We start from the raw sequence: 13,766 nt of genomic DNA on the forward strand, positions 1-13,766 counted from the left end.
CGTGCCATGGCAAGTGGTGTGCTTTCTGCAAGTACATTTGATCCTTGGAGAATTAAAAGAAGCCCATGGACTGCGTAGGGCAGATTCAACAGGGCCGTTTGTCATGCAGTTACAAACATATTTTACAGCATTTGTTGCGAACGCAAAAAAGAATAACCGATTAGTAGCATATGCTGTGGGATAGGCACAGTGTTTTTAATGAGCGTCATTGAAAAAAATATTTTAAATACTATATAAAGAAAAACTCCCACACAAAAATGGGAGTTTTTCAGTGCCCTTGATTATAGGGTATTTCGGAGTTTTTTCCAGATTTTATACAATTTTTATACAATTCATAATTACACTTATCATCATTTCTTTTTCTTCGGGATTCGATTCTGCAATCATAATAGTAAGTGCCACAAGAGTATGATCATCAATTAATTTTTCTCCATCTTGAAATAACACACCATTTTTGTCCAGAAAATACAGAAACATCGTTACTGCAATTCTCTTATTTCCATCAGAAAAACTGTGATTCTTTGTGACAAAATACAATAAATTTGCTGCCTTTTCCTCCAAAGCGGGATACAAATCTTCTCCCGCAAAACTTTGATAAATTGCCCCGATGCTCCCTTGAAAGAATCATCCTTCTCATTACCAAATAAGGAACTACTATCTCCAAATTTCATATTATCAATGACTTTTCTACATTCTTCATAAGTTAGAATATACGTTGGCTTATTTCCTTTCGGACGTTCCATATTCTGATGATCATAGGCATCCAACAATTCCAATGCCTGGTTATATCTTTCCACTACTGTCAGCACTTCCGAAAGCATCACAAAAGAATGCAAAAGGAACCGTTGCCTATGAAGCATTGAAACGGATCGCCGCAATCTATCATCTGGATAACCAGTTAAAAACGCTATCTGCAGATGAACGAAAAAAATAACAACAGATCAATATCAAACCTCTGGTAGAGGCTTTCTTTGCATGGGCAAAAGATATCCAGACAGGAAACCGGCTCTCCAAAGGCAAGACACTGGACGGGATTACATACTGTATTAATCAGGAAGAAGCCTTAAAAGTATTCCTGAATGACGGAGAAGTGCCTCTTGATAACAATGCAACAGAGAGTTCATTGCGCAGTTTCTGTCTGCATAAGCATACCTGGAAACTGATCGACAGTATTGATGGTGCAAAATCCAGTGCTATTATTTACAGTATCACGGAAACAGCCAAGGCAAACAATCTCAATCCATTCCGTTATCTGGAATACGTCCTGACAATTCTGAAGAATCATCAGGATGATACGGATTACAGCTTTATTCAGGAATTGTTACCATGGTCAGAGAATCTTCCGGATATCTGTCATAGCAAACCAAAACAACAAACGTATAATTCAGGCCGCCAAATGGCGGCTAATAAACAAGGCGGTACTCATAGTTTACCGTATACTAAAAAACACCTATACTATACAAATACAAAAACCTTCCCATTCCCCTTGACGATATAAAGAAATTTTTGTATAATTTCTTTACAAAGGAGGTGCTGATATGCCAACAATCCGTTCAAGCGCAGATTTGCGTAACAGTTACAACGAAATTTCTACATTCTGCCATGATTATTCTGAACCTGTTTTTATTACTAAAAATGGGAAAGGTGATCTCGCCGTCATGAGTATTGAAGCATACGAACAGCTTGTAGGCCGCTTTGAATTATACGGGCTGATCCATGAAGGTCTTGAAGATGTCGCTGCAGGCAGAACACGCCCATTTTCAGAAGCAATGACTGACATAAGGAGCCGCCGCAAACGATGAATTATCATATCCACATTACCCTTACAGCCGAAAAAGATATGGTTCATGCAGCGGATTATATCGAATATGTTTTAAAGAACCCGCAGGCCGCAGATCATCTGTTAGATGAAGCAGAACGCCAGATCAACACACTTTCACAATTTCCCATGAAACATCCGCTTGTAGATGATAAAATTCTTTCTTCCTGGGGAGTCCGTTTCGTAACGGTAGGAAATCATCTTGCTTTCTATACCATTTCAGAGGAAGAAAAGCAGGTAAATATTGTACGGTTCTTGTACGCCAAAAGCGACTGGCACTCTATTTTGAAACTTGGTTTTCCATTAATATAGGTCACTCCCCGCAGGTGGCGGGGATTTTTTTATCTGTTTGCTTTTTTACTTCCCTTCCGTTTTGGAAATTCCAAATGGAAATTTGCCCGTCCGTCCACAACTTCCAAAAGCAGATCTGCAGTAAAGTTCTTTCCTGTTTTTTGCGAATAGAAATCCGTCACATGAGTACGCCCTTTTTGCAGTAAATCCTTTGCCATTCTCTTATCAATCTGTTTCCTCATACCGGAAAGATAACGGTTTTCTTTCCAAAGTAGTTGTTCCAGGACAAAATCCAGATACTCTTTTGTTGATGCCATATTACTTCCTCCTACCCGTTGATAAGCTTTAGGAACTTCTTATCATTCATCTGCTCATTAGTGACATACTCCCCATCATAAAACAGCGAATACGTCGTGATCGGAGTCGGTGCATTCTGAGCATCCTCCCTGCTTTCGATCTTCACGACCTTGAATGATATGCCGTTCCTCTCAGCGGTCTCTTCCAGAACCGGCACATACTTTGCATTAAATGGACATTGATTCGTATAGTAAAGGACATAACCGTTTTCATCTATATGGGGATGCTTTGCGCATTCTTTGAACACCGGAGCCTCTGCTCCCTTTTCAAACGGCAGATACCATAGCTGAATCCCGTTATCAGCCTCATCACAGACTTCAAAGCCCTTATACTTTAAGAACTTCGGATCAGCCAGGAACGGCTTCTTCTTTGCTGCTGCAAGAATACAAGCCCTTCATCAAATCTGTCCGCAAGCCACGCCTTCTTTGACGATACCTGAACATCTTTATTGTTGGAAATAGCGCAGCAAATATGCTCCTTTTCGAGATTCTCCTTCGTAACCCTTATATATTCCATACGCTTAAGTCCTCCTTATCGGATGCCGTACCACGGTCTTCAATTTCTCCGGTGCAACCTTCCGTGCATCACTCAGATATATCTCGTGATGCATTCTCTTTTCCGTGATATCCAGTACATATCCCTGCTCTTCCATAAACCTGTGCATCGCATCTACCGTAGCAGGTTCATCGTCATACGATCCGATATGCATACACTGCACACACAGGCCTTCATCATAGGCAAAAAACTCAACCTTAGAAAAATCCTGTTTTTTCTTAACTGTAGCTTCTTTGACCGCCCAATCGAAATCTTCCTTGGTAACAAAATCCGGCAGGCGGATGACAGATATCCACTGAAAAGAATCCTTATGCGCATAATCTACGCCGACCACTCCGTCTTGCCACCAGAATCCCTCTAATGGCGGTACCACATAATCAAAATATCCGTCTATCTGATGATTTCCCTTTTTACTCATCTTGATCGTAAATGCGATCCCATACAGAAGACCGATAGCCTGCTTATATTCGCCATCTTCATCATTGGGATTCCCGCTACCCCTCGCTGCTATATAATTCATTTTCGGGACGGTGACAATAGTCGGCGCACCCTTCGGCATATAGAATTCTTTGTATTCCTTCTTATAATCAAACGCCATATTCTTTATCCCTCCGTCAGATCCTTCTCTTCATAAGGCTTATTCCAGGAACCCATCTCAATCAGATTCCCCTCCGGATCAGCAAAGGTAAACATTTGATGTGTTTTCTTCTTCCTTGATTTCAAATCCAAGAACGTCCCTGTAAAAACGGATCATCTTTGCCATATCATCAACAAATAATCCGAAACCATCTAATCTCATTATGCTAATCCTCCATGTAAATCTGTAATGTTTCTTCCGCATTCCTGCGGATAATGTCCCGCGCTTCTCTCGGCTCCAGCACCTCTGCCTTTGCCCCAAATGTCATGAGCCATGTCACAAGGTTTTCCATATCCGTATAGTCCGCCGAAAAGAGCAGCCTTCCATCATCCGCTTCTGTAAAACAATGCGGCCCGAATTCTTCAACCAGTCGCCACTTCATATCCGGTGTGAAAAGAGCTTTTACCTTAATCCCGCCCGGAAATATCTTCTCACTTGACAGATCAGGCATCGGTACATCTCTGCATACAAATCCCTGCTCTGCTTCAGCAGCCCGATCCATACGGTTCAACTTAAATAGCCTGTAATCTTCACGGTCTGAGCACCATCCCCATACATACCAGCTTGACCATTGGAAAACCAGATAATACGGTTCTATCGTCCTGTTACTTTCTCCGGTCGGTGCATAATACTTAAACTCCAGAAGATGTCTGTTTTCTATAGCGTCTTGGATCACCTCAATTTTAGGAGCAAGAGAACCTTTATACCAGGATGACAGATCGATCAGCATGGATTCTTTGCCGCTAATGAATTCAGATGATCCAGCCTGAATCTTTTCCATCAACTGGCCATAGTATCTGCTGCCGGTCACACTATCCAGACTCCGCAGTCCCGTAAGAATCATCTGCATATCTTTGGAAGTCAGAATCGTCCTGTCCATACGATATCCGTCCATAATACTGATACCACCACCAGTACCCTGAGTAGTCCTTATAGGAATACCCGCTTTGCAAAGATCTTCAATATCTCGATTTATTGTCCTGCGAGATACCTCAAACCTTTCCGCCAGTTCAGGAGCCGTTGTCTTTTCTTCCTGCAGTAAGATCGACAATATCCCGATAAGCCTATCTATCTTCATAATCTCTCACGCTCCGTTCATATCATAGCAAACTCAACACGACAATAGTATGTCATGTTTATTATAGCAGTTAAAGATATTTTCGCAAACAAAAAACAGCCTGCGAACATCAGGATTCTTCCCAATGCCCGCAGGCTGATGGTGCAGTTCTCTACGGATACTGCCTGAATTTTTTTAACCGTAAAAATGCACGAATGGATAAGAAACTCACACAAGCAGAATTAGCTGAAATACTGGATATTTCTTTACCATATCTCAAAGACCTAGAGCGCTTCCGGAACAATCCGAGCTACGATGTCTTCAAAAAAGTAATCCACTACTTCAACCTGTCAGCAGATACTGTCATCTATCCAAACGAGAATCTGACCAATACTACATATCAGCAGATTGAGCGTCTGCTTACACGCTGTGATGAAGGGCAGCTTCGTGTCATCCTTGCCACCACAGAAGCGTTACTGTCCGAGAGTGAAATGCCTTCAGATTCAGAGTAACAGATAAAAATTCTGCATTTTTTGCCATTCCCTTTTGTACGATCTGCGAAATGTCTGCTTCCGGCGATTTCATGTTAATCCCAAAATATGTATTTTTCTTGCTGATGCCAATATAGTTCTTTGCCCACGCCTAATCGTTTCATTCTCCAACCTCCTTTGCGACCTCCACTATAAGCCCTCGCATAGTCTGAGAGTCAAGAGCATATTCGCAAAAGTTCTGGCAAGATAATTGCAGACAACATCAAATTGGGCTGACTGGAAAACATACTTCTGTAACCATCTCATCTTCTGACTGCTCCATCTCAGGTGATATATGGTATATATTAAAATGATTTCCATTCAATTTATAGCGGTTATCTCCAATCCAACGTATGATTTCCTCAATCGCCGTCGGCATAAAGTCAACTACAAATTCCGCATCTATTCCCATTTAAAGAAACGGATAGCAAAGCCTCCGCAGACAACTAGCAACGCTACGGAATACTCTAAACAACCGTTTTATCAGGCTATCTAAATATTGGTTCTATATATGTTTTGATTAAATCTATCCTATCTCTTGCCTTTGGCACAAAAAGCGCAGAAGATGACACAACTATTTTATCTCTTGTATTCACATAAATGATATTTCCTCCATCCCCCATCGCTGCATAACCATCTTCATTTACCCACCATAAATATCCATACGGTAAATCATGTTTCTTCCATCGGCTATGCTCTCTCGTACTTTCTTCCACCCACTTTTCTGATACAATTCGTTTTCCATTCCATATGCCTTTATTCAAATATAACTGACCGATTTTTGCCATATCCATAGGGGAAAGTGTAAGTCCCCACCCCGCTGTATGAATCCCTAATGAATCCCGAACCCATCCGCTGGTATCTATAGATTCATTAAATGCCAGTTGATCTTCCTTGCTTTTGAACATCAAATCTCCTTCTATATGAATTTCTAATGGAGAAAATAAATTTTCATCTGCAAACTCAAATACCGACTGCCCTGTTGCTTTTACTAATATTCCCGAAAAAATATCCGGACCAATCAGAGGTGCATATCGGAATGTTCCGATCTTCCCCCGGCCCCCTAGCAAGTCTAGAGAGAATTTCACCCAATCCTCACTAGTGAAATATTTCACATACGGAGCAAAAAAACGATACTTATAAGGTGCTGTCATTGTCAGCATATCCTTGACTGTGATATTTTGGATGGTGTTTTCTCTCTTCCTTACTATGTATTCAGGGAAAAAATCCAGCACTTTCTGATCAATACTTTGGATATATCCTTTATCTACTGCAATCCCAATCAGTATTGAAATAATACTTTTTGTTACAGAATAAACATGAACCTGGCTTTCTCTTGTACATCCCTTGAAATATTTTTCATATACCAATTTTCCTTCTTTTAATACCGCCACACCTGTGGTATTTCCATAATCAGTGTTGATTTTATGTTCAAGATCTCTAATTCTTTTCTGATCCATGGTATCTCCTTTACTTTAACCAATTTGTAAACGCATTTATTTCCCGCTTTATTTTTTTAATATCTTTTTTACTGGATAATAGACCTCTGTAATGAGATCGCTCTCCTGCAAAACCTCCGAAGGACTTGTTACATAAACTTCATAAAGTGCATTACAATTTTCGTACCCTTCTTTTTCTGCCCATTCAATTTGTTTCGCATAAACAGAAGAGAGCTGCGAGTAGGAACCATGCACAACAGTTTTCAAACAAAGTCCAGGATAAAAGTCCCTGGTTCCCGTTGCATACTCTTTGATTGGGACAGCAAATTCTGTATCCAACCCTAATGGACTATATTCATCACTATGGAACAAAACCATCGGTGGAGCGGATGCTGTCAGGCGCTTTTCCTTCATTTTCTTAAACAGCTCTCCAAAACAATACCCATATTCATCAGGGAAATCCTGTTCCTGAATCATCTTTCGGATGGACAGAAGATACATCTTTGGCACCTCCACCAGTTCTATACCAATATCTTCCATATATGACATAATTGACTTTCCCTTTCTTAAGGCGGACATATCAGCATCTATCTGCTCCAACGTACTTCTATACATCATCACTTGCATTGAAATCTCTTTTTTCTTTTTACTAAGAGCCGCATATAGTTTGTCATCCATTACCTCCTCTGACTCAAGAATTGCCTTAATCTCTTCCAACGAAAAATGATATGCTTTCAGCCGATTAATGAACAGCATCGTCTCCAACTGCTTAATAGAATAATACCGATAACCATTTTCCGGATTGATTTCTTCTGGAAGTATCAATCCTATTTCCGCATAATATCGAAGTGTTTTTGTGGATACCCGGCATATACTCGAAAATTCTCCAATTGTCAACATATAATAGACCTCCTTCTGGTACCAGTATAAACTTTGCCCCAGGGGAAAAGTCAACGGCACTTTTCATGCTTATTTTCAAGGTAGTAGCATATTAATCGAATATAAAAACAATTGCAAGTTTTATCGGATTTAACAATCCTGTCAATTCGACACCCCTTTTATCTATCCTGTCTCCACAACATACCCAATATCTATCCTGTCCTCTCAACTCTCCGTCATTTTTTGCAGTAGACCAGTTCCCACAGACTTCCCAAACGCAAAAAATCCGGGAATTGAAACTGTCATCCAAACCGTCTCAACTCCCGGAAATCCCTTGTTTCTACACTTTTTCAGTTCTTTATTTCTCAACTCGTGACATCAACACGACACTCTCAACATGATTATCGTTGTCCAAACTTATATTTTCACCAATATCTAAAAAATCTCTTTTTAATCTCATCATTTACACAGATACACTTTTGAAGTCAATTCTTACCCTTTTTCTTTACTACGCTATGAATATTTTTAATACTTTCCAAATACTCCTCTTCAACCGGCGATAAGTTCTGTGCCTGATATTTCCTATATTCTTCTGTTGCTTTTTCGATTGCCTGTGCATGACTAATCGTTCCAGCCCCTTGTAATACCTTTTCACCTGTTGTTTTTTAAACATTATCAAGATGCTCCACATAATCTGCCATATACATAGGATTATGGCGCATAGCCTGAATTTCTGCGAAATCAAAGTAACCTGATACAATATTATTTAGAATTTTCAATTCCTCATCATTAAGGTAATTCTTTGCAATACTTATATCTTTCAATACAGGAAAATCACCAGAAAAACTTTTTAATCCCATAAAAGGCTGATTGGCATCCGCACGCTCGTATATAACTTCTGCTGCTGTATGTCCATTATAGTTTTTTCCGTCAGCAGCAGTTGTTCGGAATTTCCGAACAACTGCATTTTCCTCTAGTTCGCCCTCTTCAAAGATGTGCTTAATATGCTCACTGATATTAGATTTACTGGTTTGGTAAAGTTCGCATAATTGCGCCTGCGTAAGCCAAACCGTTTCGTCTTCCAATTTAACATCAATTTTGGTAAGTCCATCTTCCGTTTGATATATGATGATTTCGTTTCCAACAATATTAGAATCATCTTTTTTATTTTTCATCTGCGAACCTCCTTTCATCGTTCCATTAATTTTCAACTCACTGAGCACTCTTACAGATCCCACCTGCCTCTCAAGCATGATATCCCATAATTCCAGACATTTCGTAGCAAGCAGTTTTACCATTCTTCGCGCAATGTAGGAATCTTGCCCTTAAACTGTATTTCTTTATAAAGAAGTCAACTGGTATTAAAAATCTATCTCGTCAATCGTATCAATATCATCTGCAATTCCATATTCTACAAACATATTGTTCAGCCATTCTATATCAGGAATCAGAGAATCGTCTGGCTCGTCTTCAATAATATTGGTATGTGGACACACAGAACACAATGGATTATTTTCACTATTCCGTCTACCATAACCAATAAGTTTTTCCTGTTCCACTTAATATAAGAGTAAGGATTCCCAAAATAAGTCGAAATTCTGCGAATGCTTTTTGCTGTCAGATTATCCTGCGTTTCGATAATCTTATTATAAAAGTCTAGAATTTTACCGTTATCTTTTTTTATTTGGCTTAGAACATAAATAATAGCTTCTTGTATATAGAAATCAAAAATTCTTTCATATTCAATAATAAGTCTATTAACATAGCCTTCATTCTTTGAAACCACCTCATATAGTAGTTTCATTGCCAAACACCTAACATCTTTATTAGGTGCTGCACAACAGAGCAATCCAAAATAAAATGCCTCATCGTCTCTTCTGTCTTCTCTGTCATTTAATGTCGTAAAGTACAACACATTTTTCAGCCTATTCTTTATCCCATTTTGGAAATAATACCCACAATAATGTACTATGGTCAATAGGTTTAAACATCCTCAGAAAAGTTGCAATATTCTCTCGTTTATAATGAATTTTAACCAATGTATTAAAATCCAGGTCCTCAATTAGTTCTGTACCAATTAATAAGTCCTTTATTTTCTCATAATCTGGAGACATATTATCAAATATTGCTATAATCAAGGCTTCTTCAAGATTATACAAAGACTCTACTTTTGATTTTATAATACTAATCTGTTCCTCATATTTTTTCCCTCTGATATCTTCAAATAAGGAACGGGCAATCAAAAAATCTGTCAAAGAATCAATAACAAAGTAATATTGCTTTTTATTATCACTTTCATAGCAATCCATAAAACCCATCTGTATCATGGATGGAAGAAAGTTTTCTCCTGTTTTAATTACCGAGAGTAGACTATTCTCATCAATACGCTTTTCCCCATTCCTATACATCCATTGAGCAACTCTTTTTGTATCTTTCCAAACATCTACACCCTGGCAAGTTAGGTGATCCTTAAACACCTTACCTATGGTCTTTTTTATATATTGCTCCAAAATAAAAGTGATAGACGCAATTCCATTTTCAGTTTCATCAACAATCTTTTTTGACGATAGTACATCACATAGCATGCTTAACAATAACGCATTATTTGAATACAATAGGATATTTTTTAAGTTCTGTTAAAACGCCTAATAAATTATACTGACCTTCCTCAGACATTTCATTTATTGCATCAACAATAAAAACAAATCCTGCATCACTTGCTTTTATTATTTCTTCAACATCAATATTGTTTGTGTCCTTTTCAAACTTACCGTATATACACAAATGTTCAATATTTTTTGTTCCAATTGTATACTACTTGTCAAAATTTCTCTTCTTTTCTAACAGATTCACCCCTTTTTCAATCCAAAGGGGTAAACTCAGTCTGAAAGCAAATCCTTCATCCATTTGGGAACTTTCTGCACTTTCTTGCCGGAAAGAAGCATATTAAAGATTTCTTCTGCATCTTCCTGACGCCAGAATCGGTTCCTGATATAGCAATCATGGCTACAGAAGTTCTGCTGTCTGTTCCGGCTTTCAAATTCTTTTCCGCAGAATACGCACTCATGCTTATATAATGTGGGATGCTCCTTTGCCCATTGTTTCCTACATTTTTCTGAACAATAAACCCGCTTTCTTCCTGCCGTTTCTACTTTAAGCGGTTTCCCACACTGTTTGCATGAAATTTCCGGACACTCATTCCGTATTTGTTCCCGATCTTTTCTTTCCACAAGTCTTTTTGCATATCCATCCAAACCATTTGCTTTACAATAATTCCTGACCTTATCCCGTGGAATGTCCAATACGTCAACTATCTTTCGATAGCCAATCCCAACATTACGGAGACGCACAATCATCTGTTTCTGTTCCTCTGTCATTCAAAATCAACTCCTTAACAAATTTAGTAGTCCAGTAATCACTCTGGATTGCTTTTTTGTCAAGAAGTTCTTTTTATACAGTTCTCTTATTCTCCTTATTAATTTAAAAAGAAAGCCATAATACCGCAGCATTACCAACTCTCTTTTATGGCTAATTTTTTCGTTGTCCGCCAACGGCTGATTCATTCAGTAAGCAATTCGGAGTTAAGTATTAGTCCACCAGATATAGCAAGCTATAATTCTTGCCATTATACAGAATCCCTTTTCTATGTACTTCTATTTTGCACAGAATCAGTTGTTCCTTGCTGTACTTGTGACTCTCTAACATCCCCATAAAAATTACTCACATAATTTACAATTTGAGGAATATTATATACTTTCTCTTTCTCTTCTGCCGTAAACTGTAATCCCTCACCAAGAATTCCATTCTCTTCTAGCAACAATGCCCATTCTAATATTTTATTTTTTACTTGCTCTACAATATTTACAATTGCATTCTTTGAGAATTGAAGCGTATAATTTGATGCATGTCCTGTCATTCTACACAAAGTTTCAAGAGTCTTTCCATCAAAAGAATAAGACAATACATTATTATCCGTTTCGTTAATAATATTAACTAAACTGGGAATAGAATCAAATAATTTTCTCGTATGAAAAGCATCTTCCGTGCTACTGTCCGGTATAACTACTGGAATCCAGCCATGATATGGGTTCCACCCTTTTAAACTACCTGTTATCATTCTATAATCAGGAATTTTATCATAATCTTCATACCCATTCAATTCACTGGAAATCCATTCTTGAAAATCTGAAATTTCTAGTTTTCTAGCTATCAAATATGCCTTTCTCAGCAAAGACAATATATCACTATTGCTATCGATAGCCGCCTTCTGCAATTCTATAACTATTGACATTTTTCTCCTTACCAATTTTCCAAAACAGACTCAATCAGTTTAAAAATTCCACTTGCAATAATTCCACATCCGACATTCGCTACATATCCTTTAAGTTTAGTCAATGTATTCTTTATTTTTGACGGTTCACTTTTCTGTTCAGTTGCCTCTAATGCTTCATCTACCATTTCTCGAATCGCATCCGCTTTATCGCCAAATTCGCTATTAAAAAGTTCATTCTCCGAATATTGTTTAATTTGATTTAAGATAGTTAATATTTTTTCATATGAAAATTCCCCCTCATTATTCATCTGCTGACATGAATTCACAGTTCCCTGTTGTATTTGAGAGCCTGTAACATTCCCTGAAATATTCATAGTATTATTAATCGTTTGTCCTCTACTCATATAATCCTCCAATCTAGATGCTGCATTACCAGCGTCTTGCAACGTAACAAAGTAATCTCTGCCTTTTGCATACATTTTTTCAACAATTTCAAAATCTGGATTGCCATAATCATGCCAATATCTTTTTTCACTTTTATACGTTCGAGGATATTCATTATTATACTCATTAGTTTTGCAACCAATTTTGCGTAACAGTGAAACCTCTCTCTCCGTAATACTATTCGTTTCAATAGCAACTTTCACCATTTTTAAATCTTCGACAATTGTATTAAAATATGAAATAGACGAATAAACTGTCATTTGAAAATCAAACTCTACCCTTTGCCAAAACCCATTTTCTTTCGATGATTTCAGCCACAACTCCATACTATGCTTGATTTTATCTGTATACTCCAGCCATTTCTTAATGTCAAGCAAAATATCACTTAATGATTGCTCCTCATAAGATGTCGCACCACCAATGATTCCTTGTGCCATTTACCTTCTCCCCCATCTTTTCTTCAAATTATACACCATTTTCAACCTTTTTTACCCACTTCAACAAATCAAAGCAAAGAGAGTTATAATCCCTTTCTTCTGATGCACTTTTTAAACAGCTGTTCCATCGCTCTATAATCACATAGGAAGGAATCCTCACTCGCTTTCATCATTTCTTCTTTGCTTGCATTTGCGAAATTCAGCACATACCCATTATGCAATGCTAAACATCGGATAAACTCACGCTGGCTTCTGCCATTTCCTTCTCGGAAGGGATGCAGGGCATTGATTTCTGAAAAATAATATGCCAGCCGACCTATGAGATTTTCTTCCTCTAACCCCCGCAGGTAATCTTCTTCTTTCAATTTTCCAAAGATTTCTGCTGCCTGGCCTGACAGGAATCTGACATTACAGAACATATTTCCTTTTGCGATATCAACCTTTCTGATTTCCCCTGCCCATTCATATATATCCTGAAAAATATATTTATGGATTGCCTGCAGATGTTTCAAATTGAACTTTCCCCTGATTGGTTTGTCTATCAGTTCCAACAAACGCAGCATTGTAAGCCGTCTTTCCAACTGGCTCAACCGTTCGGAATCCCTGACTCCCATTTTGTTTTTCAAAACATCGGAATCCGGATAACAGTATATACGATCCGGCATTTTATCTGACCTCACTTAATATCTGGCTTCTTAACTCATCTCCCGAAATTTCTCCGTTTTTATAAGCACGCAGCATCCGGATATCTTCTTCATTCAAATCCATTCCTTCAAACGCCATAGTCGCTTTCACTTCCTTGATTGCCTCTGCCGCTGAATATGCTGAATGGTTTATTTTCACCTCAAATGGAATACTTTCTGTAAGAATAATCTGCTTTATCATCATATTTACCACAGCAGATAAATTCGTTCCCAGCTTTTCAAGGATCTCCGATGCCTTCTCCTTATCCTCTGATGAAGTCCTGACTTGTAACAATGATGTATTTGCCATATTCATTCCTCCTCGATATTTGGTACTTTTATTGTACAACATTGTCATTACGTTG

At 38.2% G+C, this 13,766-nt stretch carries 21 protein-coding genes and 2 pseudogenes; 5 read left to right on the forward strand and 18 right to left on the reverse strand.

Annotated elements, in window-relative coordinates; translation table 11 throughout:
* Positions 1 to 312: 312 nt before the first annotated feature.
* A complete protein-coding gene (locus ACQRBN_RS01520) occupies positions 313 to 561 on the reverse strand; it encodes a type II toxin-antitoxin system death-on-curing family toxin (RefSeq protein ID WP_427737149.1) in 249 nt (82 codons plus the stop codon).
* A gap of 214 nt (positions 562 to 775) precedes the next feature.
* On the opposite strand from ACQRBN_RS01520, the gene ACQRBN_RS01525 reads away from it, so the two are divergent.
* The 4 genes from ACQRBN_RS01525 to ACQRBN_RS01540 are packed head-to-tail and all read left to right on the forward strand — an operon-like array spanning position 776 to position 2,131.
* On the forward strand, positions 776 to 934 hold the full coding sequence (locus ACQRBN_RS01525) for a hypothetical protein (RefSeq protein WP_427737151.1): 159 nt from the start codon (positions 776 to 778) through the stop codon (positions 932 to 934).
* A 54-nt stretch (positions 935 to 988) separates the two neighbouring features.
* Positions 989 to 1,498, forward strand: coding sequence for a transposase domain-containing protein (locus tag ACQRBN_RS01530; protein ID WP_427737241.1), 510 nt, complete (start codon positions 989 to 991; stop codon positions 1,496 to 1,498).
* 40 nt (positions 1,499 to 1,538) lie between these two features.
* On the forward strand, positions 1,539 to 1,802 hold the full coding sequence (locus ACQRBN_RS01535) for a type II toxin-antitoxin system prevent-host-death family antitoxin (RefSeq protein WP_065551042.1): 264 nt from the start codon (positions 1,539 to 1,541) through the stop codon (positions 1,800 to 1,802).
* On the forward strand, positions 1,799 to 2,131 hold the full coding sequence (locus tag ACQRBN_RS01540) for a type II toxin-antitoxin system RelE/ParE family toxin (protein ID WP_427737152.1): 333 nt from the start codon (positions 1,799 to 1,801) through the stop codon (positions 2,129 to 2,131). Before ACQRBN_RS01535 ends, ACQRBN_RS01540 begins: the two co-directional genes overlap by 4 nt.
* Positions 2,132 to 2,160: 29 nt before the next feature.
* Here the strand turns inward: ACQRBN_RS01540 and ACQRBN_RS01545 are convergent, their stop codons facing one another.
* The 5 genes and pseudogenes from ACQRBN_RS01545 to ACQRBN_RS01565 form a co-directional block, all read right to left on the reverse strand.
* On the reverse strand, positions 2,161 to 2,427 hold the full coding sequence (locus tag ACQRBN_RS01545; protein ID WP_427737153.1) for a hypothetical protein: 267 nt from the start codon (positions 2,425 to 2,427) through the stop codon (positions 2,161 to 2,163).
* An 11-nt stretch (positions 2,428 to 2,438) separates the two neighbouring features.
* Positions 2,439 to 2,983 (reverse strand): annotated as a pseudogene (locus ACQRBN_RS01550) (YoaP domain-containing protein).
* Positions 2,984 to 2,987: 4 nt separating this feature from the next.
* Positions 2,988 to 3,620 carry a GyrI-like domain-containing protein gene (locus ACQRBN_RS01555; RefSeq protein ID WP_427737155.1) on the reverse strand — a complete coding sequence of 211 codons (633 nt, stop codon included), beginning with the start codon at positions 3,618 to 3,620 and terminating at the stop codon, positions 2,988 to 2,990.
* A 78-nt stretch (positions 3,621 to 3,698) separates the two neighbouring features.
* Positions 3,699 to 3,821 carry a VOC family protein gene (locus tag ACQRBN_RS01560; RefSeq protein WP_427737156.1) on the reverse strand — a complete coding sequence of 41 codons (123 nt, stop codon included), beginning with the start codon at positions 3,819 to 3,821 and terminating at the stop codon, positions 3,699 to 3,701.
* A 4-nt stretch (positions 3,822 to 3,825) separates the two neighbouring features.
* Entirely contained in the window at positions 3,826 to 4,737 is a 912-nt protein-coding gene (locus ACQRBN_RS01565) for a helix-turn-helix transcriptional regulator (protein ID WP_427737157.1), read from the reverse strand.
* Between the two features lie 194 nt (positions 4,738 to 4,931).
* On the opposite strand from ACQRBN_RS01565, the gene ACQRBN_RS01570 reads away from it, so the two are divergent.
* Positions 4,932 to 5,228, forward strand: coding sequence for a helix-turn-helix transcriptional regulator (locus ACQRBN_RS01570; RefSeq protein WP_427737158.1), 297 nt, complete (start codon positions 4,932 to 4,934; stop codon positions 5,226 to 5,228).
* Between the two features lie 241 nt (positions 5,229 to 5,469).
* On the opposite strand, the gene ACQRBN_RS01575 is transcribed toward ACQRBN_RS01570, so the two are convergent.
* The 12 genes and pseudogenes from ACQRBN_RS01575 to ACQRBN_RS01630 form a co-directional block, all read right to left on the reverse strand.
* Positions 5,470 to 5,658: a hypothetical protein gene (locus tag ACQRBN_RS01575; protein ID WP_427737159.1), complete on the reverse strand. Its 189-nt coding sequence runs from the start codon at positions 5,656 to 5,658 to the stop codon at positions 5,470 to 5,472.
* Positions 5,659 to 5,734: 76 nt separating this feature from the next.
* On the reverse strand, positions 5,735 to 6,706 hold the full coding sequence (locus ACQRBN_RS01580) for a serine hydrolase domain-containing protein (RefSeq protein WP_427737160.1): 972 nt from the start codon (positions 6,704 to 6,706) through the stop codon (positions 5,735 to 5,737).
* Positions 6,707 to 6,754: 48 nt separating this feature from the next.
* Positions 6,755 to 7,585 carry a MerR family transcriptional regulator gene (locus tag ACQRBN_RS01585; RefSeq protein ID WP_427737161.1) on the reverse strand — a complete coding sequence of 277 codons (831 nt, stop codon included), beginning with the start codon at positions 7,583 to 7,585 and terminating at the stop codon, positions 6,755 to 6,757.
* A gap of 464 nt (positions 7,586 to 8,049) precedes the next feature.
* Positions 8,050 to 8,739 (reverse strand): annotated as a pseudogene (gene rhuM, locus ACQRBN_RS01590) (RhuM family protein).
* Between the two features lie 186 nt (positions 8,740 to 8,925).
* Positions 8,926 to 9,069, reverse strand: coding sequence for a hypothetical protein (locus ACQRBN_RS01595; protein ID WP_427737162.1), 144 nt, complete (start codon positions 9,067 to 9,069; stop codon positions 8,926 to 8,928).
* Positions 9,070 to 9,489: 420 nt separating this feature from the next.
* Positions 9,490 to 10,149 carry a hypothetical protein gene (locus ACQRBN_RS01600; RefSeq protein WP_427737163.1) on the reverse strand — a complete coding sequence of 220 codons (660 nt, stop codon included), beginning with the start codon at positions 10,147 to 10,149 and terminating at the stop codon, positions 9,490 to 9,492.
* A 16-nt stretch (positions 10,150 to 10,165) separates the two neighbouring features.
* Positions 10,166 to 10,348, reverse strand: a complete 183-nt coding sequence (locus ACQRBN_RS01605; RefSeq protein ID WP_427737164.1) for a hypothetical protein — start codon at positions 10,346 to 10,348, stop codon at positions 10,166 to 10,168.
* Positions 10,349 to 10,443: 95 nt separating this feature from the next.
* Positions 10,444 to 10,941 (reverse strand): hypothetical protein, encoded by a 498-nt coding sequence (locus ACQRBN_RS01610; protein ID WP_427737166.1) that lies wholly within the window; start codon positions 10,939 to 10,941, stop codon positions 10,444 to 10,446.
* 266 nt (positions 10,942 to 11,207) lie between these two features.
* Positions 11,208 to 11,855: a hypothetical protein gene (locus ACQRBN_RS01615; protein WP_427737167.1), complete on the reverse strand. Its 648-nt coding sequence runs from the start codon at positions 11,853 to 11,855 to the stop codon at positions 11,208 to 11,210.
* Positions 11,856 to 11,863: 8 nt separating this feature from the next.
* Positions 11,864 to 12,718 (reverse strand): hypothetical protein, encoded by an 855-nt coding sequence (locus ACQRBN_RS01620; protein WP_427737168.1) that lies wholly within the window; start codon positions 12,716 to 12,718, stop codon positions 11,864 to 11,866.
* An 83-nt stretch (positions 12,719 to 12,801) separates the two neighbouring features.
* Positions 12,802 to 13,383 carry a Fic/DOC family protein gene (locus ACQRBN_RS01625; protein WP_427737170.1) on the reverse strand — a complete coding sequence of 194 codons (582 nt, stop codon included), beginning with the start codon at positions 13,381 to 13,383 and terminating at the stop codon, positions 12,802 to 12,804.
* 1 nt (position 13,384) lies between these two features.
* Positions 13,385 to 13,711: a type II toxin-antitoxin system RelB/DinJ family antitoxin gene (locus tag ACQRBN_RS01630; protein ID WP_427737171.1), complete on the reverse strand. Its 327-nt coding sequence runs from the start codon at positions 13,709 to 13,711 to the stop codon at positions 13,385 to 13,387.
* Positions 13,712 to 13,766: the final 55 nt, after the last annotated feature.

The organism is Bariatricus sp. SGI.154 (genome assembly GCF_050313795.1).
Lineage (GTDB): Bacteria > Bacillota > Clostridia > Lachnospirales > Lachnospiraceae > CAMBRQ01.

Excerpts from the sequence above, each read along its gene's own strand:
- ACQRBN_RS01525 (WP_427737151.1), top strand. The coding sequence starts at position 776 with ATGCCTGGTTATATCTTTCCACTACTGTCAGCACTTCCGAAAGCATCA.
- ACQRBN_RS01535 (WP_065551042.1), top strand. The coding sequence starts at position 1,539 with ATGCCAACAATCCGTTCAAGCGCAGATTTGCGTAACAGTTACAACGAA.
- ACQRBN_RS01540 (WP_427737152.1), top strand. The coding sequence starts at position 1,799 with ATGAATTATCATATCCACATTACCCTTACAGCCGAAAAAGATATGGTT.
- ACQRBN_RS01545 (WP_427737153.1), bottom strand. The coding sequence starts at position 2,427 with ATGGCATCAACAAAAGAGTATCTGGATTTTGTCCTGGAACAACTACTT.
- ACQRBN_RS01555 (WP_427737155.1), bottom strand. The coding sequence starts at position 3,620 with ATGGCGTTTGATTATAAGAAGGAATACAAAGAATTCTATATGCCGAAG.
- ACQRBN_RS01560 (WP_427737156.1), bottom strand. The coding sequence starts at position 3,821 with ATGAGATTAGATGGTTTCGGATTATTTGTTGATGATATGGCAAAGATG.
- ACQRBN_RS01565 (WP_427737157.1), bottom strand. The coding sequence starts at position 4,737 with ATGAAGATAGATAGGCTTATCGGGATATTGTCGATCTTACTGCAGGAA.
- ACQRBN_RS01570 (WP_427737158.1), top strand. The coding sequence starts at position 4,932 with ATGGATAAGAAACTCACACAAGCAGAATTAGCTGAAATACTGGATATT.
- ACQRBN_RS01575 (WP_427737159.1), bottom strand. The coding sequence starts at position 5,658 with ATGGGAATAGATGCGGAATTTGTAGTTGACTTTATGCCGACGGCGATT.
- ACQRBN_RS01580 (WP_427737160.1), bottom strand. The coding sequence starts at position 6,706 with ATGGATCAGAAAAGAATTAGAGATCTTGAACATAAAATCAACACTGAT.
- ACQRBN_RS01585 (WP_427737161.1), bottom strand. The coding sequence starts at position 7,585 with ATGTTGACAATTGGAGAATTTTCGAGTATATGCCGGGTATCCACAAAA.
- ACQRBN_RS01600 (WP_427737163.1), bottom strand. The coding sequence starts at position 10,149 with ATGCTATGTGATGTACTATCGTCAAAAAAGATTGTTGATGAAACTGAA.
- ACQRBN_RS01610 (WP_427737166.1), bottom strand. The coding sequence starts at position 10,941 with ATGACAGAGGAACAGAAACAGATGATTGTGCGTCTCCGTAATGTTGGG.
- ACQRBN_RS01615 (WP_427737167.1), bottom strand. The coding sequence starts at position 11,855 with ATGTCAATAGTTATAGAATTGCAGAAGGCGGCTATCGATAGCAATAGT.
- ACQRBN_RS01620 (WP_427737168.1), bottom strand. The coding sequence starts at position 12,718 with ATGGCACAAGGAATCATTGGTGGTGCGACATCTTATGAGGAGCAATCA.
- ACQRBN_RS01625 (WP_427737170.1), bottom strand. The coding sequence starts at position 13,383 with ATGCCGGATCGTATATACTGTTATCCGGATTCCGATGTTTTGAAAAAC.
- ACQRBN_RS01630 (WP_427737171.1), bottom strand. The coding sequence starts at position 13,711 with ATGGCAAATACATCATTGTTACAAGTCAGGACTTCATCAGAGGATAAG.